The 26,310-nt window shown below is 41.2% G+C and carries 25 protein-coding genes and 1 pseudogene; 17 read left to right on the top strand and 9 right to left on the bottom strand.

All coding sequences use genetic code 11. The annotated features are described in order from the left end of the window. Window position 1 precedes the first annotated feature (1 nt). From AAEY97_RS05380 to bioD, 3 genes are read left to right on the top strand one after another with little or no spacing between them, the layout of a single operon-like run. Window positions 2-1,201: an aminotransferase class I/II-fold pyridoxal phosphate-dependent enzyme gene (locus tag AAEY97_RS05380; protein WP_350997079.1), complete on the top strand. Its 1,200-nt coding sequence runs from the start codon at window positions 2-4 to the stop codon at window positions 1,199-1,201. Between the two features lie 20 nt (window positions 1,202-1,221). Further along, window positions 1,222-1,983, top strand: a complete 762-nt coding sequence (locus AAEY97_RS05375) for a methyltransferase domain-containing protein (protein WP_101086795.1) — start codon at window positions 1,222-1,224, stop codon at window positions 1,981-1,983. 7 nt (window positions 1,984-1,990) lie between these two features. After that, window positions 1,991-2,698 carry a dethiobiotin synthase gene (gene bioD / locus AAEY97_RS05370; protein ID WP_197708446.1) on the top strand — a complete coding sequence of 236 codons (708 nt, stop codon included), beginning with the start codon at window positions 1,991-1,993 and terminating at the stop codon, window positions 2,696-2,698. A 99-nt stretch (window positions 2,699-2,797) separates the two neighbouring features. On the opposite strand, the gene AAEY97_RS05365 is transcribed toward bioD, so the two are convergent. From AAEY97_RS05365 to AAEY97_RS05355, 3 genes are all read right to left on the bottom strand, one after another. Continuing rightward, complete coding sequence (locus AAEY97_RS05365; RefSeq protein WP_192115143.1) at window positions 2,798-3,823, bottom strand: GGDEF domain-containing protein; 1,026 nt, start codon at window positions 3,821-3,823, stop codon at window positions 2,798-2,800. Between the two features lie 152 nt (window positions 3,824-3,975). Beyond that, window positions 3,976-4,887: a porin family protein gene (locus AAEY97_RS05360; RefSeq protein ID WP_101086798.1), complete on the bottom strand. Its 912-nt coding sequence runs from the start codon at window positions 4,885-4,887 to the stop codon at window positions 3,976-3,978. 447 nt (window positions 4,888-5,334) lie between these two features. After that, on the bottom strand, window positions 5,335-5,763 hold the full coding sequence (locus AAEY97_RS05355) for a MaoP family protein (RefSeq protein WP_101086799.1): 429 nt from the start codon (window positions 5,761-5,763) through the stop codon (window positions 5,335-5,337). Between the two features lie 108 nt (window positions 5,764-5,871). On the opposite strand from AAEY97_RS05355, the gene hdfR reads away from it, so the two are divergent. Then, entirely contained in the window at window positions 5,872-6,726 is an 855-nt protein-coding gene (hdfR, locus tag AAEY97_RS05350) for an HTH-type transcriptional regulator HdfR (protein WP_350997075.1), read from the top strand. 17 nt (window positions 6,727-6,743) lie between these two features. Here the strand turns inward: hdfR and AAEY97_RS05345 are convergent, their stop codons facing one another. Beyond that, window positions 6,744-7,115 (bottom strand): diacylglycerol kinase, encoded by a 372-nt coding sequence (locus AAEY97_RS05345; RefSeq protein ID WP_101086801.1) that lies wholly within the window; start codon window positions 7,113-7,115, stop codon window positions 6,744-6,746. Window positions 7,116-7,515: 400 nt separating this feature from the next. Between AAEY97_RS05345 and AAEY97_RS05340 the strand changes: the two genes are divergently transcribed. Together AAEY97_RS05340 and AAEY97_RS05335 are read left to right on the top strand one after the other, a co-directional pair. Next, a complete protein-coding gene (locus AAEY97_RS05340; protein ID WP_350997072.1) occupies window positions 7,516-8,364 on the top strand; it encodes a DNA ligase in 849 nt (282 codons plus the stop codon). A 156-nt stretch (window positions 8,365-8,520) separates the two neighbouring features. After that, entirely contained in the window at window positions 8,521-9,006 is a 486-nt protein-coding gene (locus AAEY97_RS05335) for a low molecular weight protein-tyrosine-phosphatase (protein ID WP_350997069.1), read from the top strand. Between the two features lie 181 nt (window positions 9,007-9,187). Here AAEY97_RS05335 and ylqF read toward each other — a convergent pair whose 3' ends face one another. Together ylqF and AAEY97_RS05325 are read right to left on the bottom strand one after the other, a co-directional pair. Then, the gene (gene ylqF, locus AAEY97_RS05330; RefSeq protein ID WP_059745525.1) at window positions 9,188-10,129 is read right to left on the bottom strand and encodes a ribosome biogenesis GTPase YlqF; all 942 of its coding nucleotides are present in this window, start codon (window positions 10,127-10,129) and stop codon (window positions 9,188-9,190) included. A 130-nt stretch (window positions 10,130-10,259) separates the two neighbouring features. Then, window positions 10,260-11,099 carry an isopenicillin N synthase family dioxygenase gene (locus AAEY97_RS05325; protein ID WP_162023386.1) on the bottom strand — a complete coding sequence of 280 codons (840 nt, stop codon included), beginning with the start codon at window positions 11,097-11,099 and terminating at the stop codon, window positions 10,260-10,262. Between the two features lie 162 nt (window positions 11,100-11,261). On the opposite strand from AAEY97_RS05325, the gene AAEY97_RS05320 reads away from it, so the two are divergent. Beyond that, window positions 11,262-12,179 (top strand): bifunctional methionine sulfoxide reductase B/A protein, encoded by a 918-nt coding sequence (locus AAEY97_RS05320; RefSeq protein WP_350997066.1) that lies wholly within the window; start codon window positions 11,262-11,264, stop codon window positions 12,177-12,179. Between the two features lie 248 nt (window positions 12,180-12,427). Here the strand turns inward: AAEY97_RS05320 and AAEY97_RS05315 are convergent. Continuing rightward, window positions 12,428-13,103 (bottom strand): annotated as a pseudogene (locus tag AAEY97_RS05315) (SulP family inorganic anion transporter). Between the two features lie 192 nt (window positions 13,104-13,295). Next, a complete protein-coding gene (gene rne, locus AAEY97_RS05310) occupies window positions 13,296-16,655 on the bottom strand; it encodes a ribonuclease E (protein WP_350997064.1) in 3,360 nt (1,119 codons plus the stop codon). A 627-nt stretch (window positions 16,656-17,282) separates the two neighbouring features. Between rne and rluC the strand changes: the two genes are divergently transcribed. Further along, window positions 17,283-18,239, top strand: a complete 957-nt coding sequence (gene rluC / locus AAEY97_RS05305; protein ID WP_350997061.1) for a 23S rRNA pseudouridine(955/2504/2580) synthase RluC — start codon at window positions 17,283-17,285, stop codon at window positions 18,237-18,239. Between the two features lie 31 nt (window positions 18,240-18,270). Next, complete coding sequence (locus AAEY97_RS05300) at window positions 18,271-18,924, top strand: HAD-IA family hydrolase (protein WP_350997058.1); 654 nt, start codon at window positions 18,271-18,273, stop codon at window positions 18,922-18,924. Window positions 18,925-19,130: 206 nt separating this feature from the next. Here AAEY97_RS05300 and AAEY97_RS05295 read toward each other — a convergent pair whose 3' ends face one another. Further along, window positions 19,131-19,757 (bottom strand): Maf family protein, encoded by a 627-nt coding sequence (locus AAEY97_RS05295; protein ID WP_350997055.1) that lies wholly within the window; start codon window positions 19,755-19,757, stop codon window positions 19,131-19,133. Window positions 19,758-20,005: 248 nt separating this feature from the next. Between AAEY97_RS05295 and yceD the strand changes: the two genes are divergently transcribed. The 8 genes from yceD (at window position 20,006) to fabF (ending at window position 26,245) form a co-directional block, all read left to right on the top strand. Further along, on the top strand, window positions 20,006-20,530 hold the full coding sequence (yceD, locus tag AAEY97_RS05290) for a 23S rRNA accumulation protein YceD (RefSeq protein ID WP_101086810.1): 525 nt from the start codon (window positions 20,006-20,008) through the stop codon (window positions 20,528-20,530). An 18-nt stretch (window positions 20,531-20,548) separates the two neighbouring features. Next, on the top strand, window positions 20,549-20,719 hold the full coding sequence (gene rpmF / locus AAEY97_RS05285) for a 50S ribosomal protein L32 (RefSeq protein WP_011636967.1): 171 nt from the start codon (window positions 20,549-20,551) through the stop codon (window positions 20,717-20,719). 15 nt (window positions 20,720-20,734) lie between these two features. Further along, window positions 20,735-21,763: a phosphate acyltransferase PlsX gene (plsX, locus tag AAEY97_RS05280; protein WP_101086811.1), complete on the top strand. Its 1,029-nt coding sequence runs from the start codon at window positions 20,735-20,737 to the stop codon at window positions 21,761-21,763. An 8-nt stretch (window positions 21,764-21,771) separates the two neighbouring features. After that, a complete protein-coding gene (locus AAEY97_RS05275; RefSeq protein ID WP_011636969.1) occupies window positions 21,772-22,731 on the top strand; it encodes a beta-ketoacyl-ACP synthase III in 960 nt (319 codons plus the stop codon). Window positions 22,732-22,763: 32 nt separating this feature from the next. Further along, on the top strand, window positions 22,764-23,690 hold the full coding sequence (gene fabD, locus AAEY97_RS05270; protein ID WP_101086813.1) for an ACP S-malonyltransferase: 927 nt from the start codon (window positions 22,764-22,766) through the stop codon (window positions 23,688-23,690). 10 nt (window positions 23,691-23,700) lie between these two features. Continuing rightward, a complete protein-coding gene (gene fabG, locus AAEY97_RS05265; RefSeq protein ID WP_011636971.1) occupies window positions 23,701-24,447 on the top strand; it encodes a 3-oxoacyl-ACP reductase FabG in 747 nt (248 codons plus the stop codon). Window positions 24,448-24,610: 163 nt separating this feature from the next. After that, window positions 24,611-24,844, top strand: a complete 234-nt coding sequence (acpP, locus tag AAEY97_RS05260; protein WP_011496723.1) for an acyl carrier protein — start codon at window positions 24,611-24,613, stop codon at window positions 24,842-24,844. 162 nt (window positions 24,845-25,006) lie between these two features. Continuing rightward, window positions 25,007-26,245 (top strand): beta-ketoacyl-ACP synthase II, encoded by a 1,239-nt coding sequence (fabF, locus tag AAEY97_RS05255; protein ID WP_350997050.1) that lies wholly within the window; start codon window positions 25,007-25,009, stop codon window positions 26,243-26,245. Window positions 26,246-26,310: the final 65 nt, after the last annotated feature.

Here is a 26,310-nt window from a genome sequence, read left to right as displayed (position 1 = left end):
CATGACGTCATTAGGCCTGCCTGCGATTGGGAAACACCCAATAGCTTTAAGGATAAGTGAAAAGCTTGCTGAACTAAACGCAGCAGGTCTTTTACGCCAGCGACATGTGACAGCAACGTCGCAACAGTCTGTATTGATTGATTTTAGTCACAATGATTATTTAGGTTTAGCCCATGAACCAGCGTTAGCACAAGCACTTTACGACGGTGCAACAGTATATGGTGTGGGCAGTGGGGCATCACCGCTTGTAAGTGGTTATAGCCAAGCCCATGTGGCGCTGGAACAAGGTTTATGTGAGATTACCGGTCACCAAGCTTGTATGCTGTTTAGTTCAGGCTTTAGTGCCAATAGCGCGTTAATGAAAACCTTGTTTAACCCCGATGATACGGTCATTGCTGATAAATTGGTGCATGCCTCTGTCATTGACGGTTTAAAAGACAGCGGCAGCAAAATTAGCCGATTTTTGCATAACGAAATCAATAGCGCTGCACGCATTATTGAACGAAATCCCAATACCGCAGTGGTTACCGAGAGCGTATTCAGTATGGACGGCGACATAGCCCCCATTGTTGAGCTATCGGATTTATGTAAGCAACATGGCTGTTGGCTCATTGTCGATGATGCCCATGGTTTTGGGGTATTACCAAGCTCGTTTGTTAATGCCGATAATGTCGATATTCAAGTCGTCACCTTTGGTAAGGCGCTAGGCTGCCAAGGCGCCGCTATTTTAGCTTCCACAGAAGTGATTGATTACTTGGTTGCGACGTGTCGTGAGTATATTTACTCAACCGCTTTATCGCCAGCCAATGCTCAATTAGCATTAGCGGCAATTAATTGGCAACAAACTCACCCAGAATTATTGGAACAATTAACGGCTAATATTGCATTGTTTAGGCAACTCGCATTAGTAAATAAATTGAGTATTACGTCTTCTACTACCGCAATTCAACCGATTATGATCGGTGATAATCATCAGGTTATCGCTATTGCGCAGCAGTTAAAACAACGAGGTTTTTTAGTTGGTGCTATTCGTTCACCAACCGTGCCAAAAGGTCAGGCGCGTTTGCGGATTACTTTAAATGCACAGCATAAAGCCGCTGATATTCAATCACTTGTGAGCACTTTAACTCAGCTTATTCACCAATATAGTGATACTGACGCAAAGCTAGGTGCATTAGCGCCACAAACAGTGGCTAAATAAATCGTATCAATGAGACTCTCATGACGTTAGATAATCCAGTGGCAAGCAAATTTTCAATCGCCGCATCTCATTACAAGCAACATGATGTATTACAACGTATTACCGCTAAGCAATTATTAGACAATGCGCATCTATTTGGCACCTTACTTGATGTCGGTGCCGGTCCTGGTACGAGTTTTCATGCCTTTGATGTTAAGCAGGTCGTTGCGGTTGATATCGCTCATGGCATGCTTAAGCAATTAACCAAACAACACCCTGATTATTTACCGATATGCAGCGACGCACAGGCGCTTGGATTACAGAGTGCTTCCATTGACAGTATCTATTCTAATTTAGCCTTGCAATGGTGCCAAACGTTACCACAAGCATTTGCTGAGTTTCATCGAGTATTGCGACAAAATGGTGAGTGTCATCTTAGTGTAGTTGTTGATGGCAGTTTGGCTGAATTACAAACATTAGGCTTTAGAGTTAACCCATTTTATTCCGTATCGGCACTTAATGCCGCATTGAGTGCATCTCATACGACTGTGGATGATTGGCACAGCATTGATATCCATGTTGAGAGTATTAGCGTGTATTTTGATGATTTGCGCAGCTTGCTGTACTCAATAAAGGGGGTGGGTGCGTCGTTTGCTCAACAAGACGAAAACAATTCAACACAACATCAGCCACTCACAAAGCAACAATGGCAGCAACGCATCGTACTTGCAGAAACAATGCGTACCGATAAAGGCTTGCCATTAACTTATCAAATTGCGTATATCCGCGCCAAGCGAGGTTGAAACGATGTTGTACTTTGTGACAGGAACCGATACCGACAGCGGTAAAACCTTAGTTTCGGCTGCATTATTATCCAAGGCTCAAGGCCATAAATGTGGCTTTAAACCGATAGCATCAGGATGTATATCCACCGACGCGGGCTTACGCAACAGTGATGCCTTAATGCTAATAGCTCAGTCGAATATGGATTTACCGTATCAAGTGGTGAATCCTATTTGTTTTGAACCCGCTATAGCGCCGCACATTGCTGCCAAACAAACTAATCAAACATTAACGGCTCAACGTGTACTTGATACTATGTACCATCCCGCGATGTTAGATGCAGATTTCGCCTTGATAGAAGGTGCTGGTGGCTGGCGTTTACCACTAGGTAATGGTGAGTATTTATCTGAGACTGTTAAATTATTGCACGCCAAGCTACAACAAATTCAGCTGGTTCAAGGTCAACAGGCGATATCTCAGGTTGAGGTTATTTTAGTTGTAGGCATGAAACTAGGCTGTTTAAACCATGCGTTATTAACTCAAGAGGCTGTGTTGGCCGACGGATTGTCGATAGCGGGGTGGGTTGCTAATCAAGTGGACCCTGATATGGCTTTTATTGACGATAACCTCAACAGTTTACAGCAGATGATGCAGGGACCATTTTTAGGTTATGTGCCTCATTTAGCCAATGCAACAGCTGAACATGCCGCGAGTTATCTGCAATTACCGAAATAATTCGTAGTCGAAAATATTAAGCCCAACTTTGCCCGCAGTTAGCTTTTCAGTATGAGCAGGCAAAAGCGGGCGATCAATCAATTGATATTACCAGAATGATTAGTTTGCGATTGGCATCACTCTATTACGACCTAAGCGTTTTGCTTCGTACAGTAACTTATCGGTTGCTTCAATTAATTGCGATACATTTTGCTTAGGTTTCCATTCAGCAACACCAAAAGATGCGGTTATCGAATCAATAACCTTGTCACTGCGTCTGTCTTTGACACTGAGTTTTTCGAGCGCTCTGCGAATGCCTTCAGCTAATTGTCTAGCAACTCTAAACTGACTACTTGGCACAATAATGGCGAACTCTTCACCACCAAAACGGTACAATTTAATTCCGTCACGGCAGGCTTCTTGGATCCGTTTCGCAACGGTTTTTAGGACTAAATCACCAAGTTGATGACCAAAATTATCGTTGAAGGTTTTAAAGTGATCAATATCAATTAAAATCATGCAGGTACCCGCAGGGGCTGAACTTATTTGCGCTTCAATGTCAGTGTTAAATGCACGGCGATTTAACACATTGGTTAGGGCGTCAAATAGCATGTCTTTTTCAGATTCAGCTAAACGAGTTTTGAGAGTATCAATCTCTGATTGAGCTTTTTGGAGTTGTTCGGTAAAACTCACGGTACTAGAACGGATGCTGGAAGATTCTTTAACGATATTTCTAATAATACCAATCACTTGCTCGAGAGAGAAACCTTGATTTTCAAGGTCGCTTAATTTTTTAAAATCTTTATCAATTTGATTTTGAAATGTCTCAGTGTCCAAATTAGTATCTTTGAGTGACTGAGATAACTCACATACCATAGCATCAAGGTTCTTACGCATGTCGCGCACATCTAGCTCAACCGGATCAGCCACATGTTTACGATATAACAATTCGCTGGTCACTGGTGAACAGGTTTGATTTTGTTTTACTGCAGTATCTAACTCTTGATTAAGTAACGGGTTTTGTTCACCCACGTAAGCATACCAAAGCGCGTAGTTTGTTGGTGTTGTGGGTATTCTATATTTTAACATTAACGGAACAGCTTTTTTCAAATTGGCTGCAGCGGTTTGCAGTAGAGTGTTCGACATTAAGTGCCTCATGATCCGGGCTAAGGAAAGACTTTAAAAAATCTACAATTGAAGTAAATATAACAATAATAGCAGAGTTTGTACCATGATATTATAGTGATACAAATAACAAAAAAGCATCCGAAGATGCTTTTTTAGTGACTTGAATCATATTAAAAAACGTAAGAGACAGCAAACATTGGGCCAGTAAAGCTGTAGTTTATATTGTAATCAAAAGTACGCTGTTCAATATTACCGACATTACGTGTTTTTTCGATTGTGACATCAACATCATAATAGTTGTAAGCCAGTTTTAATGACCAATTATCGCAAACCTTAGCTTCAACACCTAAACGGATATCGATAAGTGATCCATCTACATCATCATATTTGATAGCAAAATATTGGGCGTGAGCATCAAATGTCCAACCAGGATAAAATTCGTAAGAGCCGTAAAGGCCAATGTCTGGTAGAGGCGCCGTTAGAGTATCGTCTATCACTTCAGGTGTTGCTACTGCATCGTTGCATAAACTGGTTAAGGTTGAGTCTGGCACGCAAATACCGATAGTGCCTTTAAAAGCGGTTTCGATAAACATGGTATGTATACCAACGGATACTCCAACAGCGTAGTGAGTTCCTTGCCATATGTCATAACCATAGCCAATTCGCAGAATATCAATATTGAGTTCGGTATTCAGTTTGGCGCCAGTTTCAATCAGGTAGTCTTTTCCATCAATATCTTCAAGAATAAAATCTTCTGATACCGTTTCAGTGTCTGCTTTGCGATCCAACGACTTCCAATCAATATAAATACTATGGCGTTGGTTAAAAGAGAATGTGAATTCAAAGTAGGGTAAGTATTGCTCTTCAGCAAGTAGCAGTTCATCTTCAAAGTCTACCGGGAATGTTCCGCCTGTTTTAGGGTTTGTAGCGATGAAGTTTGAATCTGAATTAGCATAAAACATACCGATATCAAGGGTATATTTATCGGTAACTGTTGAGTTGTTAGTTGATAGCTCCGTTTCTGCCGCAGCAGTTCGAGTACCTAATATCAACAACACTATACAAATAAAAGATCTTATCATTGAAACTCCGCATTTATTATTTTTTCTATATCACAGGATATGCGTCTTCATATGATGCTTTTGTCGAATTTAATACCTAACCTATTCAGCGCTGATATCCCAAATAAGGATTATCAAAATGCGCAGCCATAAACATTAAGTTAAAATAAAAACGACAAACTGTTCAGTGCATATACTAGCATCTTGCTACTAAATGTGAAGTATTTGTATAGAATTATTGCGCTAAATCAAGTTTTCGTTAATAGCTTGAACTCAACGGTGTAAAAACAACCATTCCAGCGAAAAGTCAACACGGATAAAGGTGCCAGAGCATTGGCGTAGCTGCGGTGGGTGACAAAAATGTGACAGAACAAAAAAAGTAGAGCAGGATGTTGACTCTACTTTTACTAAACATGTAACAAATATGTTACATGTTTAATGTGGTGACTTTAGCCGTTGAAAGATAGTTTATTCTGACTCATCGGTGTCAGAAGCATCTTCTTCTACATCGTCAAATTCAATTTCAACTTTAGAGCTTGCTGGCGCGTGAATTGTCCCAACAACAGCATAAAATGGTTTGCCTTTTGCTAGACGACAATATTTAGACCACAATAGCTCCATTGGTGTTGTTGCAGGTTTTTTACCCTGTAAAACGTTAACAAATTGGTCTTCGTCAACATGACAAGGTAACTGCGAGCCATCGGCTAAATTTTTCATTGCTTGACCGTGTTGTTCAAGCAACTCAGCTTCCTTATTGGTAAAATCACCACAACGTTTAAATCCTTTTGGGAAATTCACGTCATCATAGAAGCGTTTAGTAGATTGAAAACTGTTGCTATGACCATTGGTGTTAGCATCAATACCTTGTTTTGCATTGATAAATGATTGCTGAGACATGGCTAATACCTTCTAGATTATGAGATATAAAGATTTGCAACTGGAGTATTGGCTAGTATTATCATTTTTTAAATCAAAATATTTTGTCCTTAATGGTAAAGAATTTTTATGGATACAGATTTATTAAAAACCTTCTTAGAAGTGTCCCGTACTCGACACTTTGGTAAAGCGGCTGAAAATCTATACCTCACTCGAAGTGCTGTCAGTTTTAGGATAAAGCAATTAGAAAATATTCTGGGTATAGAGTTATTTGAACGCTTACGTAACAACATTCAACCAACTCCGGCAGGTGAAAGAATGCTCGGCCATGCTGAGGCCGTGCTTAACGCCTGGGAAAGAGCAAAACAAGATATTATTTTAAATCAGCAGCACAGTGCTCAGTTAGCGTTGTCGGCTGGCGATAATATTTGGGATGCTTTTTTACAAGGTTTTTTACAGCCATTACATTTAGGCTTGGAAGGAGTGGCTTTAAGAACGGATGTGTTACCTGCAGCAGTAATGACTCGTCAACTTATTGAACGAACCTTAGATATTGCGATTACGTTTGATCCTCCAAAGCTTGATGGCGTTATATTAGTAAAGCTTGCTGAAGTAAAATTGTATTTAGTCTGCAAACAAGCAGGCGTTAAGCTTACTCAAACACCTACTTTACCTTATATAAAAGTAGATTGGGGCACTGCCTTTAATATCACTCATGCTCAGGATTTTACCATGTTACCTTTGCCGGTATTACATACAAGTTCTGCTCGTATGGCGTTGGACTTTATACTTAATAACGGTGGATGTGCATTTTTGCCTGAAGCACTCATACAGCCTTATTTAGATAACGGGACTCTGTATGTTGTCGATGATGCAAAATGTATCCATCGGCATGTGTATGCTGCTTATTGGGCTGAAAATGAAAGACTTGCTTATATTGAACAAGCCATTTCAATTTTGACTACCGCTAAGCACACTGAATGATATTCGTCTGGCTGTTATTAAAACAGTAATGGCCAAATAACGATGCCCCAAGTGATGGCACATAATACTAAACTGATAAAGACTGCTGCAGAAGCAATGTCTTTTGCCTGACCACTGAGTGGATGGATCTCATCACCAATCCGATCAACTACCGCTTCAATAGCGGAGTTCAACAATTCTACAATCAATACAATTAACACAGTCATGATAAGCAAAATACGATCAGTACTACTGATATTGAGTAGTAGTGCAATAGGTAGCATTAGGCAAGCAAGCACGGTTTCTTGTCTGAATGCCGCTTCATTTTTCCACGCTGACTTTAGCCCTAGCATTGAAAATCCTGTCGCTCGAAATACGCGTTTTAGACCATGATTGTTCTCTGGTTTCATTTTGCTCATTATCTTTTTGATGTTCATTCCGTAGATTGTAACATTCTGTTCATATGCATTCAGCGGTTATTTCGGTCTTATGATGTGCTGTAGAGCAGAAAAAACATTTATCGTTGTGCTGATATCTGCCCTCATCATGCATCGATTTATATCAAAATAAGCCCGACCAATGAATGGATAATTCTTCTGTTTGTACTAGGCTCACTTAACATTACAGATAATCATTTTAAACAGGCGTAAGTCTTTCGTCACGAATGGCAGGTGTTATAACAGAGTTTTGAGCGGTATTGCTCGGAAGTGACTTGATGCCCAATACAGTAAACACTTGAGGCATTGAAATAAATTTTTGAACGAAAATGAAAAAACACTAAATGGATTTAACTTTTAGCAAGGATTGCATATGCGTAAGCTACCGTATCTTTTTATTTTGGTAATTATTTCACTGCATTGTTTTACGATAAAGAGTGAAGTGTTATCAATACCTCCTATTCAGTTGGCAACAAAATATCAACAAGATATCGACGTCACTGAATACTTAGTCAGCGAGAAGCTTGATGGTGTTCGAGGCTACTGGGATGGCAGTAACATGCTGACTCGCAGTGGCCGAAAAGTGGCATTACCTGCGTCGTTTACCCTTGGTTTTCCTGATACTGCCATTGATGGTGAACTTTGGTTAGGTCATAACCGTTTCGAAGATATTTCAGCATTGGTTCGACGTCAGCAAGTACCTGATAAAGAGTGGCAGGAAGTTAAGTTTATGATGTTTGATTTATCGCGGCATTCAGGCTCTTTTATTGAACGCTACTTAGCGATGAAAATGTTGGCAGAACAAACGGCCTCCATACATTTACAGGTCATTAAGCAGGAGCCAGTGGCTTCAACTGAAGCTCTGTTTACATTGCTTGATTCCATCGTTAATGCTGGTGGTGAAGGATTGATGTTACATTATCAGCAAGCGCATTATGCAGTCGGCCGCAGTGAGTATATTGTTAAGCTCAAACCCAAATATGACGCTGAAGCTGTAGTGATTGGTCATACAGAAGGTAAGGGTAAGTATCGAGGTAAGCTAGGTGCGTTAATTGTAAAAACACCTGCGGGGATAGTGTTTAATATCGGCAGTGGTTTAAGCGATAAACAACGAGAAAATCCACCTTTAGTCGGTTCTACCATTACTTATCAATATTTAGGCTTAACTCAAAAAGGGACGCCAAGATTTGCTACTTTTCTGCGACAAAGACCACCGCAATAACGCTTCAAAATTGCTGGCATGTTGCGTTGCGTATCATTGTATAATTAATGGTAAAACTAAATGTAGAACTACAATGGGTAATGATCCTAACTTCGGTTAAGACTTTGGCAACATAATTAAGTGATGGTATAAAACTGGAGATAATGGCGGTTATTAATGATCGATGATAAATATCTTTTAAATGTTCGCTCGGTGTTGTTTGTCTGTATGGGCAATATTTGCCGTTCGCCGACTGCAGAGGCAGTGTTTAGGCAACAAATGAAACGTCACTCGCTTCAACTTGATATCGATTCTGCAGGGACTATTGCTTATCATCAAGGGCATGCTCCAGATAGTCGCAGTATTATTGCAGGCAACAAGCGCGGACTTGATTTTTCAGGAATGAAAGCTCGGCAGGTTATCGATGCTGATTTTGAACGATTCGATTTAATTTTAGCGGCAGACTTTGCCAATTTAAATGATTTGAAAGACAGGTGTCCTGTCCATTTACGATATAAATTACAGTTGATATTAAGCTATGGTGATTCGTTAGTCGAAGAAGTGCCTGACCCATATTATGGTGGTGAGCGAGGATTTGAGATGGTTATCGATTTGCTTGAGGCCAGTTTAATGGCATTGGCGATTAAGTTAGCTAAACGTTGAAATATAATCAATTAACTAAGGAGATTTAACTAAGGCTACTTATCTAGGTTAATTAATTATGGTTACTTAATTCAGGCTACTTAAGCATGGTTACTTCATTCAGACTACTTAAGCATGGCAGTTCATTCTGGATAATAAGTGCTAGGCCGGCATTGATGTTGACGACCTAGACTTTTTCGGCTTAATCGTTATAACGTTTACCGGATCGTTTAAGTTTCTCTTGCTCTATTTTCTGCTGTTTAATGAGTTCTTTCTCAGCTAATTTACGTGCAACTTCCTCTTTTTCTACTTCAGCCATCGCTGGGGTTTCAAGGCTTAATAGTCCGATTTTCCCTGAGCGGTATTCATGTAGTAAGAGTTCAGATACTTTATGGTAATCAACTCGTGCGCCAGGGCGAAGTGCTCCGCGGGAACGACTGATAGCTTCGAGTAATTCGATATCGCTGGCGGGTAGCGATTGAAGCTTATAACGTTCGCAAATTTCGTCGGGATAGGCTTTAAGGAAATAGCCAGCAGCAAACATTGCCACATCTTCGTATTCCATAGCGGTATCTTTAATTGCACCGGTGACAGCAAGGCGATAGCTACTGGCTTCATTATCCACCTTTGGCCATAAAATGCCCGGAGTATCCGACAGTACGATTCCGTTACGTAAGTTAATACGTTGCTGACGTCTTGTGACTGCAGGTTCATTACCTGTTTTGGCTATAGTGCGACCCGCTAAGGTATTAATAATTGTAGATTTACCAACATTAGGAATACCCATGATCATGGTGCGGATGTCTTTTTCCATAATGTCACGGTGTGGCACCAGTTTACGGCAAAGATCAGGAATGCTTTTTACCATACTAGGTTGTAAACTTGTGATTGCTGATGCCTGAACGCCTTGTTCACGTTCTAGGTATTCAATCCATTGGGCGGTAACCTTAGGATCGGCTAAATCAGATTTATTAAGTAATTTAATGCAGGGTTTATCACCACGTAGTTGTGACACCATCGGATTTTCACTGCTGTATGGAATACGTGCATCGAGCACTTCAATAACGAGATCCACTTGAGGCATTGCCTCCTCGATCTCTTTACGTGCTTTGTGCATGTGTCCTGGATACCACTGAATTGCCATGATGTTGCCTTATAAACCGGAGAGTAAATACAATAAATACAAAAGTGATATTCTACCTCGTTAGCAGATTAAATGCATAAAAAAAGCGCCCGAAGGCGCTTAGTATCATTGCTAAATGAAGCATTAATGTTTAAATAACGCCTAATTCACGTAATCTTTCCTGTAAATAGCTGTCAGCGGTATAACGCTCTGATAACACGACTTCTGGATTAGGATGCAAAAACAGCGGTAATGAAATCCGTGATTTGGTTTTGTCTGCCCCTTCAGGGTTGATTACCCTATGTGATGTCGAAGGGAAATAGCCACCCGATGCTTCTTGCAACATGTCACCGATGTTAATAATGATGCTGCCAAAATCGCTAGGTACGTCAATCCATTCACCGGTTTTGGTTTTCACTTGTAATCCAGGTTCATTTGCTGCAGGTAATATAGTGATGAGGTTAATGTCCTCATGCGCTGCAGCGCGGATAGCGCCCATTTCTTCATCACCTTTCATTGGTGGATAATGTAAAATCCGCAACAAGGTTTGTTGGCTTTGTGCAATCATGTCTGGTAGTGGAATCGTATATTTTGCCGCAACATCTGCAGGTGTATATTTTTCAATCCAACTGAGTAATTCCGCAGCTAGGGTGTTGGCATGTTCATAATATGCAAGAATATTGGATCTAAGTGAATCAGGAATACGGCCCCAAGGATACACATGATAATATTCTTTGATATCTTTTACATTGTTACCTTTGGCTGTTTCAGAAATCGATGCAGGAAAAAATCCATCGTGTGTTTCTGACTTGAACAAAAAGTCATGTTTTTGTTCAGATTGGAAAAAGTTGTACCACTCTTTATAAATGTCTTCGACAAGTTGCTTTTGAATAGGGTGATTCGATAGTACCCCAAAACCTGTTTGTTGAAGCGATTCAACAAAGCGCTCAGCGCTATCTGGTGCTAAGTAATCAATTGTATTTAGTTTCATTATATTTTCTTATTAGTGTGTTGACCCACTGCTAATGGTAACCTTAGTCACACTTTGTCGCAATTCTTTGCGTGTCTTCATGTTGTATTGGTTGAACTGATACTGCGGATCTCACGTATCCTTTGTTAATATTTGCGACAAACAACTCAATGAGAGCCGACAATGAATAATTTAACCGAATTTGAAAAATATGTAATTGAACAAAAAGGTACAGAACGGCCTTTCAGCGGTGAATATGTTGATCATGATGCGCAAGGCGTTTATTTATGTAAAAAGTGCCATGCACCTCTTTATAACAGTGAACATAAATTTAATGCACATTGTGGCTGGCCTGCATTTGATGATGAAATCGAGGGCGCAGTAGAACATACTCCTGATGCTGATGGTCATCGAACCGAAATCACCTGTGCACAATGTGGCGGTCATTTAGGTCATGTGTTTGAAGGCGAGCATTTAACGGATAATAATGTTCGTCATTGTGTTAATTCAGTATCGATGATTTTTAAATCCCGTGATGAGTTAGCGCAATCAAGTTCGGCGGTAGCTTGTTACCAAAAGGCCACTTTTGGCGCTGGGTGCTTTTGGTGTGTTGAGGCTATTTTTGCTCAACTTAATGGCGTACACAGTGTTAAATCAGGTTATTGTGGCGGTGAAGCAAAAGATGCAAATTATGACGCAGTGTGTTCTGGTAAAACAGCTCATGCAGAAGTGGTTCATATTGAATTTGACCCTGCGGTTATTCAATTTGACACCTTACTTAGCGTACTATTTGAAAGCCACGATCCGACCACACTTAATCAACAGGGTAATGATAAAGGGCCACAGTATCGTTCAGCTATTTTTGCCCATAATAGTGAACAAGTAGATGCTGCAAACCGATTTATTCATGCGTTAACTGAACAACAACTTTGGCCTAGGCCGATAGTGACCGAAATCAGTGCGTTTGACACATTTTATCCTGCTGAAAATTATCATGATGACTACTTTGCAAAGCATGGTGAACAACCTTATTGCCAATTAGTGGTTAAGCCTAAATTTGATAAAGTCATGAGTCAATTTGCAGATAAGCGTAAAGTGTAAACTAAATTTTTTGCTCTTGTATTAGGGCTAAGCATAATAAAAAAGGGGTGATTGAATATTCAATCACCCCTTTTTTATATCAATTCCATTAATTATGTGCTCAATCAGAGCCTCTCAGGTTTTCCAGTTTGAGGCGCATTGTTGAAAGAATGGTTGTTCCCTTGTAAAACAATGCAACAAAGAAATGGAAAGCCTGAGTAACTCCCGCTGAATGACCAGATAATTATTGGAATTTGTATTATGTCCGTTTAGTCTAATTTATCGTCGGCCACTTTGTTGTGCAGATCTTCAATAAGGTACATTTCAACCAAATCAAGTGCTTTAGGAGTAGGGCTTTACAATCTTGGCTTAAGTGACGTAAATGCAGACGTTTCCCCGCAACCACATAACGTTCAGCTAAAGTATCGATAGCCTCTAATGTTGAATGATCTGCCACTCGTGAATTTTGAAAATCAATAATCACATCTTAGTTATTATTTTCAGCATCAAATAATTCAAGAAAATTAGCCTCTGAGCCAAAGAATAATGGCCCATTTAAGCGATATATTTTCCAGCCATTTGTGTCTTCATTTATGTCAATGTTGATGTGTTTTGCATGTTGCCATGCAAACACCAAAGCAGATACGATAACACCAACAAACACAGCAAAAGCCAAATCGGTAAATGCCGCTATACCGTGTTCAATCACTAATGACACCATGACTACTGCCATAGCACCTGTAGCGCCGGAAATCATACCTGGTCGCCCGCCAATTAATGCGGTGATTAAACCCATAATGAAGGCAGCGTATAGTCCTACCATAGGTTCAACATGGGCGACGAACGCAAAGGCAACTGCTTCTGGGATTAGGCTAACGCCACGGTTAATCCTGACAAAATATCGGCTTTACTACTACTTGTTTTATGGCGAATGAGATCGAATATTTATCCTCTGGTTTTGTTTGTAAGTTAATAAAAATGGGGATTATTTCAACAAAAAAGACTTGATTTTTGGAACTGTGATGATATCAATCCAATGAGGCTATTTTTTGAGTTTTCTATTAATATTGTCAATAAAAAAGCCATGCTAAGCATGGCTTTATAAATAATGGGGGGCTAGTTAGCCCCTTATTATCGTTACTCTCCAGGGCGAGTCATATCAGCAGATGCACTGTTATTCTTTGCTACTTTTGGAGTGTTGCTTTCAGTTGCTTGCGCTTCATAAGTACGCCCTTGAGGTACAGCTTTCTGCTCACGTACATCGACCGTAGGTTTAGTCGTGTCAGATGACACCATAGAACCAAAGCGACTTGTTTTTACAGGTGCTTTTATCGACGGTGCAACTTCAGCTGCAACCGTGGCTGCTATTGCCGCCGTGACGTCTTTTACCACTTCAGGTTTAGCTTGGCGCACAATTGCAGCAGGCTTAGCCATTGGCGCAGATGAATTGGCCGCAACCGATTTATCTTGCTTGCTAGTTAACGCTGCGGTTTTTTCAGTTTCAATAGATGTTGTTTCAGTCACTGTCGCTACCGGTGCTTGTTTAGCTTCAACATCAACGGTTGTTTTAGCAACTTCTACTTCAGCTTTAAGTTCAGGGGCCTCAGGTGCTTTTACTGCTTGAGGTGCCTCCTTTATTTCTACTGGCATTTCAGTTATTTCAACATTAACCGCTACAGCATCAGCTTTGTTAGCTTCTGTCTCTACTGCTTCAACCGGCTTAGTAACGGGTTCAGCAGGTGTATTAACGACTTCAGCAATTGCTTCACCTTCAATATCTGGAGTCTTCGCTTGAGCTCTAGCTTGTTCAGCGTCTAATTGCTTTTCTAGCTCATCATTAGGTGTGAAAACGGCTGGTTGAGTAGAGCCCGTTTCATCATCACGACGACGGCGTTGACCTGCTGCACGTAAGTGGCGCGGGCTACGACGGCTACGACGTTGACCTTCACGGCCTTCAGCTTCGCTGTCTGATGTAGCATCGTCAGCGTTCGAGCTTGACTCATCCGTTTCAGTTACAACGTCAGCAACTACCGTTTCAGTGACAGTATTAACACCTGCTTGAGTTGCTTCTGTTTTTACTTCAACGATATTAGTTGTGTCAGCTTCAACGGGTGCAGTAATGGTAACATTTGTTACTTCAGCTACTGGATCAGTTGCTTGGTCTGTACCATTTTCTGTTGGTGCTTCAACCGTTTGTTCAGTCTTCTCTTTACGAGGTTGACGACGACTGCGTGGCGCTCTAGTTTCTGATGTTTTTTCTTCAGCTACTTTTGACTCTACCGCTTTAGGTTCTGATGTCATTACCTCAACTGATTGCTCAGTTGATTTATTATCATTAACATCGGTTGGTGGTAATGTTTCACTCTGTTCGCTTTCAATACGCACTTTACGACGTAAATTACGACGCTGGCGACGCTCACGAGCAGCTTCTTGTTTTGGAGATTTTTCCGTAGCAACTTTAGGCTCTGTTACTTTAGCCTCTGTTGCTTTGGTTTCATTGACAGGCAATGGCTTGTCAACTTTCTCAGTTCTCGGTTTGTTTTTGGCGTTGTCATCTTGAACCGTATTTCTGCTATTACGTTCATTACGCTTATTCTGAGGACGAGCTTCTGTGCTGTCTTTTGATTTATCGCTGTCATTTCGCTGACGACGACTATCATTGCGTTTGTCATTACGGTTAGTGCTGTCGTTACGAGTGTCATTACGACGTGTATTACGACGGGTGTTAGTTTGAGCCGTTTCTTTAGTTGGTTCAGCAGCTTTGGTATCTTTAACCTCAGCTTCATTACCGGAAAATAAGGCGCTAATTGCTGAGATCATTCGAGTGAAGAATCCTGGCTGATTAGACGTTGCCACTGGAGCGACATTTGCAGGTATTGCTTGTACTGTATCTTCAGCGGCTTTTTGTGGAGCAGTAAAGCCTTTTAATGCAGGCTCAGGAGACGCTGCACGCTCAAGCTTACGAGGCTCATACAATTTTGCGACGGGTTGTTCTACTCGTTTATAGCTAGATTCACTGACTTCATCATCACTCTTACGTCGCACAACGCGGTAATCTGGTGTTTGCATGTGTGCATCTGGGATGATGTAAACTTCAACTTCGTGACGTTCTTCGGTAATACGAATTGCTTTACGTTTCTCGTTTAATAAGAACGCAGCAACATCAACCGGTACAATCGCTTCGATTTGTGTTGTGTTCTCTTTAATGGCTTCTTCTTCCATTAAACGTAAAATCGATAGCGCTAATGATTCAGTACTGCGAATAGTGCCTTGGCCATGACAACGAGGACACAAGTGAGCTGCTGATTCTTCTAACGATGGACGCAGACGCTGACGCGACATTTCCATTAAACCAAAGCGAGAAATACGACCTAATTGCACACGAGCACGGTCATGGTGTACTGCATCACGTAAACGATTTTCAACTTCACGCTGATGACGAACAGGTGTCATATCGATAAAGTCGATAACCACTAAACCGCCTAAGTCACGTAGACGTAATTGACGAGCAATTTCATCCGCAGCTTCAAGGTTAGTGTTGAGTGCTGTTTCTTCAATATCGCCGCCTTTAGTTGCACGGGCTGAGTTGATATCGATCGACGTTAATGCTTCTGTCGGGTCAATAACAATTGATCCGCCTGAAGGCAAACGCACTTCACGTTGGAACGCTGACTCGATTTGAGACTCAATTTGAAAGTGAGTAAACAACGGTACTTCTGAGTCATATAGCTTTACACGTTCTACAAAATCGGGGCGAACTAAACCAATGTGCAATTTAGCTTCTTCGAAAATACGTGGGTGATCGATAAGGATCTCACCCACATCGCGACGTAAGTAGTCACGAATAGCGCGAACAATCACGTTGCTTTCTTGATGAATTAAGAATGGTGCGGCTTTACTTTGAGCAGCTTCTTGAATAGCGTCCCAATGATGTTGTAGTACTTTTAAGTCCCACTTTAGCTCTGTTGATTCTTTGCCTACACCAGCAGTTCGCACAATCAAGCCCATACCATTAGGTACTTCTAGCTCAGCCATTGCTTCTTTGAGTTCGGTACGTTCATCACCTTCGATGCGACGAGAAATACCGCCAGCACGAGGGTTATTTGGCATTAATACTAAATAAGAGCCTGCAAGACTAATAAAGGTAGTTAGTGCAGCGCCTTTGTTGCCACGTTCTTCTTTATCGATTTGAACGATGACTTCTTGGCCTTCTTGTACCACTTCTTTAATGTTTGGGCGGCCTTGGAATGAATAACCTTTAGGGAAGTATTCGCGACCAATTTCTTTGAGGGGTAAAAAACCATGACGATCTGCACCGTAATCAACGAATGCGGCTTCAAGTGACGGTTCTACTCGAGTGATTTTACCTTTATAGATATTTGATTTTTTCTGTTCGTGACCTGGACTTTCAATGTCTAAATCATACAGTTCTTGCCCATCAACTAGGGCTACGCGCAACTCTTCTGATTGAGTTGCATTAATTAACATACGTTTCATGATGACGTGATTCTTCTAAATGAGGTCATCAAACAACACGATTTTTTCTGCATTACGGGCCTGAATTAATCGGTATAACCTCACGGCTAGATCCAGGCAATTAGGTGCTCATTACTGTAAAACGCAGTCACTGCGTGTCGCATCCTATTTATGGCTTATTTTCTAATGTTTACAAAAACAAGGAATTGGTTGACTAACAACCAACCCCATAAATTATGGTATTTTAATCCGTTAATGCCCAAGTCGAATCGGTTTGTTTGATAACAAGCTAAAATGTTGTTCGAATTTGGGGCGATTTACTACAGTTAAATTGAAATCTTTATTCAAAACTTACGGTTTAATTGCACAAACGGTTTTTGTCGTTTTTTAATTAATACAATTTGCAAATCAATGAGTTGCTACCGATTAGGTTCATTTTTTTAACTGCTAGTGTTTCGCATTTGGTCAAAGTTGTGAACACTTTATCCACTGTTTACTCTCAACCTGTGGGCAAATATAGCAACAAACGTTATTTTCAGCAATCAAAAGCCTATATTCTTTCATGTATTTATTTCAAGTCTGATGCGGCAATAGCCAATCATTTGCAAGATAAGGTACACTATTGGGGTTATCACTATATGGCGCATCATGAATACTGAAACTACCCCCCAAGTTGAATACGTGACTATCGACGAAGATCATTTTGAACAACGAATCGATAATTTTCTGCTAACTAAATTAAAAGGTGTTCCTAAAAGCATGATCTATCGGATTGTGCGCAAAGGGGAAGTGCGGGTAAATAAAAAACGCATCAAGCCTGAATACAAATTACAAATTGGTGACATCGTAAGAGTACCGCCTGTTCGTGTTGCCGAAAAAGACAATCGCAAGGCACCATCTCCTAATTTATCCAGAGTGTCACAGCTTGAAGATCGTATTATCCATGAAGATAATCATCTTATCGTGTTAAACAAGCCTGCTGGTATTGCTGTGCATGGTGGCAGCGGTGTCGATTATGGTGTGATTGAAGGATTACGCTCACTGCGACCACAGCAAAAGTTTTTAGAGCTAGTGCATCGATTAGATAAAGATACCTCGGGTGTGTTGCTTGTGGCCAAGAAGCGAAGTGCACTAAAGTATTTACATGAGCAATTGCGCAGTAAAACCATGCAAAAAGATTATTTAGCGTTGGTGCGTGGTGAATGGCAAGCAAGTGATAAAGTGGTTAAAGCACCGCTATTAAAAATTACCTTAAAGTCGGGCGAGAGAATCGTTCGGGTTAACAAAGAGGGTAAAGAGTCAGAAACCCGTTATAAGATCATGCAGCGTTACCAAGGGTGTACTTTAGTTAAGGCGAGTCCTGTTACAGGGCGAACCCATCAAATACGAGTACATTGTCAGTATGCAGGCCATGCAATTGCTTGTGATGATAAATACAGCGAGCAACAATTTGACGACAGCATGCGTGCTTTAGGGTTAGACCGTCTGTTTTTACACGCGGCTGAACTTAAATTCACTCATCCAGAAAATGATGAAATCATGCAAGTTAAAGCGCCTTTAGATCCAGTGTTATTGAGCACTCTTGATAAATTGAAGAGAGTATAACACCCACAGATATGTGCAAATGAAGTAGGGCATGATATTGAACATTAAAGATAAAACTTATGAACTAGTCATTTTCGATTGGGATGGCACGCTAATGGATACCGTAGGTAAAATAGTGTCTTGTATGCAAGATGTAGCACAAGAATTAATTTTACCTATACCCTCTGAGCAACAAATTAGAGATGTCATAGGCTTATCTTTACCTAAAATCATGCCGATTTTATTTGCTGGTCACCAAAACCATCAACAGATTATTGATTGTTATCGACGTCATCATTTTGCCAATGAGCAGCCTACACCTCTATTTGAGGGGGTAGAGTCGCTCATTATTAATCTACATGCGGCTGGTTATCAATTAGCTGTGGCGACGGGTAAAGGACGAGATGGTCTAGACAAGGTATTAGCATTAACAGGCTTAGGACAGTATTTTCATGCGACGCGTTGCGCTGATGACGCTAAGAGCAAGCCACATCCTGAGATGCTGCATTCATTATTGAGATATTTTGATGTTGCTGCCGATAGAGCCGTCATGATTGGTGATTCTATTCATGATTTAACCATGGCCAATAATGCTGGCATGGCGAGTATTGGTGTGAGTTACGGCGCACATAATGAAGCTAGATTAAAAACGTTAAATCCACGCGCGATTGTCGACCAACCATCGGCGATACATGACTATGTTTAATTATTGTGGGTGATGTATTGCCAGATGTGTAATGCAGCGTTGAATATAAGTGTTCGACGCTGCATTACATACGCTTTATATGTTGCTTAGCTTATCTCGGTGTTACACCTGTTATCGTTCCCACATTAAGCGCAAACACCATTACCTTCATCAATGCACCTTTTTAGATTCGGTATCGACCTTATATTCGATATTAGTATTCGATATTAATATTCGTTGATTGGGCATTCGGCTGCTGTACTAAGAACATCTACACCGTGTTGTGAGAGTAAATCAATCAGCTTAATTAATGGTAGTCCAATTAAGCTATTTGGGTCGTCACCTTCTAAACGGCTAAATAAGGCAATACCTAACCCTTCGCATTTAAAACTCCCCGCGCAATATAGTGGCTGCTCTGCATCGACGTAATAGCGAATTTGCGCCGTAGATAAGTGTTTAAAATGAACCGTAAACGGTTCAACACAAGATATCATTTGTTGATTGGCACTATTGAATACAGCAAGACCTGTATAAAAAGTAATTGCTTGACCAGATGCTGAGCTTAATTGAGCTATCGCATTGTCTACAGTATAAGGCTTACCGATAATTTGACCGTTAATCAGCGCGACTTGATCGGAACCAATAATTAATTGCGGCACAGATGTTTGATCAATTAAGTTCGCGCCAGCTAATGCTTTTTGCTCGGCTAAGCGCTTAACCAATGCTAATGCTGTCTCATCTTTTATTGGGGTTTCATCAATATCTGGGTTAACACAACTAAAAGGCAGCATTAATTTTTGCAATAGTTGTTGACGAAAAGGTGAGGTTGACGCAAGTACAAGATTGAATTTCATTGGTTTTGTTTCATTATTTATTGGCTAATAACAGAATATTAGTCAGTTTACTGTATTCATCTATGCAAATGGATCATTTTTCTCGAGTAATGCTTGTGTGATGGGGTTGGGTTCGGTAAAATTTACCAACTTTCAAATTCAATGCCGGATTTAAAGAGTACCTAAAGTTCCTTGTTAGGTGAGGTTACCGTATTTTTACGGAAATTTTCTTTGACTCCAGCGTTTTCAAACTATAATATGCGCGCCTTATGCAAACAGTAAAGATACCGGTTTCAATTGATCCTATACGCGCTGCCTCTAGCGGCCTTCGATATGAAGGTACCATTTTAGGTAAGCAACTTAAGCGATTAAGCGAGTTATGTGCCGGCGACTGTTCCGACGTAGTTGTGTCGTTGGAATGTGGCGTCGATTTACAGGGGATAGTCTACCTTCGCGGGAAGGCTGTGACGGAGCTCACTCTGCTATGTCAACGTTGCATGACACAATTTACTACTGAGGTTACGGTCGACTTTTGTTTTAGTCCTTGTAAGACTGAGGCAGAAATCGATGAGCTCCCGGATGCGTATGATCCAATTGAGTGTAATGAGATTGGTGAAGTACGTCTGCATCAATTGATTGAAGATGAATTGATAGTCGCTATGCCTATCATCCCGATGCACGATGATAATAGTTGTAAGTCTGGATCGAAAGATATAGTTGTAGGCGAGATCGAACCCGCTCATGAGGAGCGTCCAAATCCGTTTGCAGTGTTAGAAAAACTGAAGAGCAAGTAATCGTAGGAGACAGGTCCAATGGCTGTACAACAGAATAAAAAATCACGTTCAAAGCGCGGCATGCGTCGTTCACATGATTCATTGAGCACTGCTCAATTATCAGTAGACGCAACTAGCGGTGAATTACATCTACGTCACAACGTGACTGCTGATGGTTTTTACCGCGGTAAAAAGGTTATCAACAAGTAATTTGTTGATTATCTGATGACAAATCTGACGCTTGCGTTAGATGCGATGGGGGGCGATCACGGTCCCCACGTGACAGTGCCTGCAGCGATGCAGGCACTGAAATTTCATACCTCTTTAAATATTATTTTGGTTGGTAATAAAACCGAAATAGAAAAATACCTTCCCCAAGCTCACTCAGCTGATTTATCCAGAATTGAAATAATCCACACTACTGAAGTCGTGACAATGTGCGATAGGCCCATTCATGCTTTGCGTTCGCGTAAAAACAGTTCTATGAGAATAGCGCTTGAACTGGTACGTGACGGAAAAGCCGAGGCCTGCGTTAGCGCTGGTAATACTGGTGCGTTGATGGCGATGGCTAAGGTGCTATTAAAAACATTACCGGGTATTGATAGACCCGCACTGGTTTCTTGTTTACCTGCAATGACTGGCAAGCCCGTTTATCTGCTGGATTTAGGGGCTAATGTATCTTGTGATTCCGAGACCTTATTCCAGTTTGCTATTATGGGGTCTGTCTTATGTGAAGCTGTCCATAAGAAATCCCGTCCCAAAGTCGCTTTGCTTAATGTCGGTATTGAAGCCATTAAGGGGAACGACCAGGTTCAACAGGCCGGACAAATTTTACAACACACCGAACAAGTTAATTATATCGGCTTTGTTGAAGGCGATGAAATTTACACTGGTAATGTGGATGTCATTGTTTGTGATGGCTTTGTCGGTAATATCACCTTAAAGACTTCTGAAGGCATCGCAAAACTGTTAGTACATCAATTAAAACGCGGCTTAAATGACGGTTTTTTTGTTCGTTTACTCTCCAAACTCATCGCTCCACGCATACAAGCAGTACTCAGTAAGATGAACCCCGACCACTATAACGGTGCAAGTCTGATAGGATTGCGCGGAATAGTAGTAAAGAGTCATGGTAACGCGGATGAAGCTGCATTTTTACAAGCATTAAATTTAGCAGCAACAGAAGCAAAACGTCGTCTTCCTGAAATGATTAAAGATCGTTTGGAGTCGATTCTTTTAGACATCAATAGCTGATCTCATATATGCACACAAAAATTCTCGGAACAGGTAGCTATCTACCTGTGCAAGTTCGTAGCAATCAAGATCTCGAAAAAATGGTTGAAACCAGTGACCAATGGATTGTTGACCGAACCGGTATTTCTGAGCGGCGCATTGCTGCATCAGATGAATCGGTTTCAACAATGGGTTATCAAGCGGCACTAAAAGCGCTTGAAATGGCAGGGATCGAAGCAAGCGATCTTGATATGATTGTTTGTGGAACCACCAGTGCATCAAACGCATTTCCTGCAGCTGCATGCGAAATTCAAGCCTTATTAGGCGTCAAAAATATCCCTGCCTTTGATATTGCTGCCGCGTGTTCTGGATTTATTTATGCACTATCGGTTGCGGATCAATTCGTAAAAACGGGTTCTGCTAAAAAAGTACTGGTTATAGGTTCTGACGTATTGTCACGGATGTGCGATCCTGCTGATCGCTCTACCGTCATTTTATTTGGCGATGGTGCCGGCGCCGCGATTATTGGTGTTAGTGATACTCCAGGTATCATTGCGACGCATATCTATGCTGATGGCAGCCAAGGGGATTTATTAAAATGCTCTTTCCCTCCTCGTGCTAATGAAAGTTCTGAAGCCGTTGGTTTTATGACGATGAAAGGCAACGATGTGTTTAAAGTTGCGGTTACGCAGTTGTCTAATGTGGTCACCGAAACTTTGCGTCTTAATAATGTCGATAAATCAGAAATTGATTGGCTAGTGCCGCATCAGGCTAATTTCCGCATTATTAATGCCACAGCTAAAAAGTTGCACATGAGTCTTGATAAAGTCGTGTTGACATTAGCGAGACACGGTAATACTTCAGCGGCATCGGTGCCTATCGCATTAGATGAAGCGGTGCGTGATGGTCGAATTCAGCGTGGACATTTATTACTACTCGAAGCATTTGGCGGTGGTTTTGCTTGGGGCAGTGCTTTAGTTCGTTTTTAATTTTCAAATTAATTTTATACAGGTAAGCGTTTATGGAAAATGTTGCTTTTGTATTTCCTGGCCAAGGTTCACAGGCTGTAGGAATGTTAGCTGAATTAGCTCAATCTAACGATGTTATCGAAAAAACCTTTGCTGAAGCGAGTGAAGCGTTAGGTTATGATTTATGGGATCTTGTTGCCAATGGTCCAGCTGAGACCTTGAATAAAACAGATAAAACTCAGCCTGCATTGCTTACGGCAAGCGTAGCTATTTGGCGTGCATATCAAGCATCTAACAAGCCCATGCCTTCTTTATTAGCAGGTCACAGCCTTGGAGAGTATTCTGCTTTAGTTTGCGCAGGTGTGATTGAATTTATTGATGCAGTTAAATTAGTTGAACTACGCGGAAAGTTAATGCAACAAGCTGTGCCAGCAGGTTCTGGTGCCATGTTTGCCATTATTGGTCTTGATGATGCTGCTATTGCTAAAGCATGCGCAGAGTCTGCTGAAGGTAGCGTGGTAAGCCCTGTTAACTACAACAGCCCAGGTCAAGTTGTGATAGCCGGTGAGAAAGCGGCTGTTGAACGCGCTGCAGCTGCATGTAAAGCTGCAGGGGCAAAAATGACAGTAGCATTACCTGTGAGTGTACCGTCACATTGTGCACTAATGAAGCCAGCCGCTGATGAACTCGCTAAAGCGTTAATTGAAGTGACATTCTCAGAGCCTACCATTAATGTCGTTAACAATGTTGATGTGGCCATGCCGACAGATTCACAGGCAATTAAAGATGCATTAGTGCGTCAGTTATATTGCCCAGTGCGTTGGAGCGAGTCTGTTGAATTTATGGCGACACAAGGTGTTACAAAATTAATAGAGTGTGGACCGGGTAAAGTATTAACCGGTTTAACAAAAAGAATTAATAAATCGATATCCGCTCAAGCGGTCAATGATGTTGCTTCATTTGCAGCATTAGTCGAATAAAGGAGTTGATATGAGCTTTAGCATTAATTTAGACGGTAAAGTTGCTTTAGTGACAGGCGCTAGTCGCGGTATTGGGCGTGCGATTGCTGAATCATTGGTACAAGCTGGCGCGATGGTTATCGGTACGGCAACCAGTGAAAAAGGTGCAGCGGCGATTCAAGCATACCTAGGTGACAAAGGCTTTGGGATGGTGTTAAATGTCACTGACTCTCAATCTGTTGCTGATTTATATAGCCAGATCAAAGAAAAAGCAGGTGAAGTTGATATTCTTATCAACAATGCGGGTATTACCCGTGATAATTTATTAATGCGGATGAAAGATGATGAGTGGCAAGATATTATTGACACTAATTTGACTTCATTATTTAAATTGTCTAAACCAGTAATGCGATCTATGATGAAAAAACGTTTCGGACGTATTATCAGTATCGGTTCTGTAGTAGGTACAATGGGCAACGCTGGCCAAGTAAATTACTCGGCAGCTAAAGCTGGTTTGATCGGATTTACAAAATCTCTTGCAAGAGAGGTTGCATCTCGTCAAATAACAGTGAATGCTATTGCACCTGGATTTATTCAGACAGACATGACAGATGAGCTGACAGTTGAGCAGCAACAAGCTATTATGTCGCAAGTTCCGATGGAACGATTAGGGCAAGCACAAGAAATTGCCAATGCAGTATTGTTTTTGGCCTCGGATTCAGCCGCTTACATCACAGGCGAAACATTGCATGTGAATGGCGGTATGTACATGGTTTAAGGGCGATAGGTAGGTAACTACCTTCATTTGAGTCAGTGTTAGTGACAATTCAATGTTAATTTTTGTGGTTAGACCACAAAATCTAAGCTTGCATTGTTATCTAATTCGAATAAACTACTCGCAATCTTACGCAAGTGCGTAATTTGAATAGGAAAGAAAACTAATGAGCAACATCGAAGAACGTGTAAAGAAAATCATCATCGAACAACTTGGCGTTAAAGAAGAAGACGTTAAATCAGCTGCTTCTTTTGTAGACGATTTAGGCGCTGATTCTCTAGACACTGTTGAATTGGTTATGGCTCTAGAAGAAGAGTTTGATACCGAGATCCCTGACGAAGAAGCTGAAAAGATCACTACTGTTCAAGCAGCGATCGATTACGTTTCTAAGAATCAGTAATCAAGAATTCACAAAAACAGGCGGCATTTATGCCGCCTGTTTTTGTTTAAAGCATTTGTAAACGCTCGTTCCATTTAATTGCATTAGAACATCCCTCCTTATACTTCTTTAGCTAAATCGCAATAATGGCATCGTGGCAGATTTTATTTAAAGGTGAATATCATGTCTAAACGTCGTGTCGTCATCACAGGTCTTGGTCTTGTGACTCCTGTGGGTAATGATGTCGAGTCTACTTGGAATGCCTTATTGGCTGGTAAGAGTGGTATAGCTCCAATCACTAAGTTTGATGCTAGTGAATTTGGTACTCGTTTCAGTGGCTCTGTGAAAGATTTTGACGTCGAACAATACCTAACCAAAAAAGATGCTCGTAAAATGGATTTATTTATCCAATACGGCATGGCTGCGGGTATTCAAGCAGTAAAAGATTCAGGCTTAGATATGAGCCAAGAAAACCCAGCTCGTATAGGTACTGCTATTGGTTCTGGTATGGGTGGTATGTGGTTAATTGAACAAGGCCATTCTGCATTATTAAATGGTGGACCACGTAAAGTGTCGCCATTTTTTGTGCCAAGCACCATTATCAATATGATAGCCGGAAACTTGTCGATTATGTTTGGCATGACAGGTCCTAATTTTGCGGTGACTACAGCCTGTACAACTGGTGTACACAATATTGGTTTTGCAGCACGTACCATTGCTTACGGTGATGCTGATGTGATGGTGGCTGGTGGCGCAGAAGATGTTACTAGCCCATTAGGCGTTGCAGGTTTTAGTGCTGCTAAAGCATTATCGACTCGTAATGACAATCCAACAGCAGCAAGTCGCCCTTGGGACAAAGACCGTGATGGCTTTGTTATTGGCGATGGCGCCGGGGTTATTGTGATGGAAGAGTATGAACGAGCTAAAGCTCGTGGTGCTAAAATTTACGGTGAGTTAGTTGGTTTTGGTATGAGCGGCGATGCATTTCATATGACATCGCCTCCAAGTGATGGTGCTGGTGCCGCAGCTGCAATGGTTAACGCCATTAATGATGCCCAAATTGACAAAGAGCTTGTGGGTTACATCAATGCACATGGCACCTCAACTCATGCGGGTGATAAAGCAGAAGCTGCAGCAGTTAAATCGGTGTTTGGACCACATGCCTACGAGGTACTTGTAAGTTCAACTAAATCAATGACTGGACATTTGTTGGGCGCAGCTGGCGCTGTTGAAGCCATTATTACTTTGCTTGCACTACGTGATCAGCACGTACCGCCAACAATCAACTTAGATAACCCAGACGAAGGTTGCGACTTAGATTTTGTTGCTCACACCTCACGTCGTCATCAGTTTGACTATGCCTTATGTAATTCATTTGGTTTTGGTGGCACGAACGGTTCGTTATTGTTCAAGAGAATTTAATCGAGTTTATGCCAATAAGGGAAGATGAAAATCTTCCCTTTTTTATTTATTTGGTTTGTTTTTTT

The sequence above is a fragment of the Shewanella sp. TB7-MNA-CIBAN-0143 genome, from assembly GCF_040310065.1.
Taxonomy (GTDB): Bacteria; Pseudomonadota; Gammaproteobacteria; order Enterobacterales; family Shewanellaceae; genus Shewanella.
Note: the sequence above shows the minus strand (reverse complement) of the source record. Positions and strands in the feature narration are given on the sequence as shown.

Bases quoted from the DNA above. Each gene is read 5' to 3' on its own strand.
- AAEY97_RS05380 (WP_350997079.1), top strand. From the start codon at position 2: ATGACGTCATTAGGCCTGCCTGCGATTGGGAAACACCCAATAGCTTTA.
- AAEY97_RS05375 (WP_101086795.1), top strand. From the start codon at position 1,222: ATGACGTTAGATAATCCAGTGGCAAGCAAATTTTCAATCGCCGCATCT.
- AAEY97_RS05365 (WP_192115143.1), bottom strand. From the start codon at position 3,823: ATGTCGAACACTCTACTGCAAACCGCTGCAGCCAATTTGAAAAAAGCT.
- AAEY97_RS05360 (WP_101086798.1), bottom strand. From the start codon at position 4,887: ATGATAAGATCTTTTATTTGTATAGTGTTGTTGATATTAGGTACTCGA.
- AAEY97_RS05355 (WP_101086799.1), bottom strand. From the start codon at position 5,763: ATGTCTCAGCAATCATTTATCAATGCAAAACAAGGTATTGATGCTAAC.
- hdfR (WP_350997075.1), top strand. From the start codon at position 5,872: ATGGATACAGATTTATTAAAAACCTTCTTAGAAGTGTCCCGTACTCGA.
- AAEY97_RS05345 (WP_101086801.1), bottom strand. From the start codon at position 7,115: ATGAAACCAGAGAACAATCATGGTCTAAAACGCGTATTTCGAGCGACA.
- AAEY97_RS05340 (WP_350997072.1), top strand. From the start codon at position 7,516: ATGCGTAAGCTACCGTATCTTTTTATTTTGGTAATTATTTCACTGCAT.
- AAEY97_RS05335 (WP_350997069.1), top strand. From the start codon at position 8,521: ATGATCGATGATAAATATCTTTTAAATGTTCGCTCGGTGTTGTTTGTC.
- ylqF (WP_059745525.1), bottom strand. From the start codon at position 10,129: ATGGCAATTCAGTGGTATCCAGGACACATGCACAAAGCACGTAAAGAG.
- AAEY97_RS05325 (WP_162023386.1), bottom strand. From the start codon at position 11,099: ATGAAACTAAATACAATTGATTACTTAGCACCAGATAGCGCTGAGCGC.
- AAEY97_RS05320 (WP_350997066.1), top strand. From the start codon at position 11,262: ATGAATAATTTAACCGAATTTGAAAAATATGTAATTGAACAAAAAGGT.
- rne (WP_350997064.1), bottom strand. From the start codon at position 16,655: ATGAAACGTATGTTAATTAATGCAACTCAATCAGAAGAGTTGCGCGTA.
- rluC (WP_350997061.1), top strand. From the start codon at position 17,283: ATGAATACTGAAACTACCCCCCAAGTTGAATACGTGACTATCGACGAA.
- AAEY97_RS05300 (WP_350997058.1), top strand. From the start codon at position 18,271: ATGATATTGAACATTAAAGATAAAACTTATGAACTAGTCATTTTCGAT.
- AAEY97_RS05295 (WP_350997055.1), bottom strand. From the start codon at position 19,757: ATGAAATTCAATCTTGTACTTGCGTCAACCTCACCTTTTCGTCAACAA.
- yceD (WP_101086810.1), top strand. From the start codon at position 20,006: ATGCAAACAGTAAAGATACCGGTTTCAATTGATCCTATACGCGCTGCC.
- rpmF (WP_011636967.1), top strand. From the start codon at position 20,549: ATGGCTGTACAACAGAATAAAAAATCACGTTCAAAGCGCGGCATGCGT.
- plsX (WP_101086811.1), top strand. From the start codon at position 20,735: ATGACAAATCTGACGCTTGCGTTAGATGCGATGGGGGGCGATCACGGT.
- AAEY97_RS05275 (WP_011636969.1), top strand. From the start codon at position 21,772: ATGCACACAAAAATTCTCGGAACAGGTAGCTATCTACCTGTGCAAGTT.
- fabD (WP_101086813.1), top strand. From the start codon at position 22,764: ATGGAAAATGTTGCTTTTGTATTTCCTGGCCAAGGTTCACAGGCTGTA.
- fabG (WP_011636971.1), top strand. From the start codon at position 23,701: ATGAGCTTTAGCATTAATTTAGACGGTAAAGTTGCTTTAGTGACAGGC.
- acpP (WP_011496723.1), top strand. From the start codon at position 24,611: ATGAGCAACATCGAAGAACGTGTAAAGAAAATCATCATCGAACAACTT.
- fabF (WP_350997050.1), top strand. From the start codon at position 25,007: ATGTCTAAACGTCGTGTCGTCATCACAGGTCTTGGTCTTGTGACTCCT.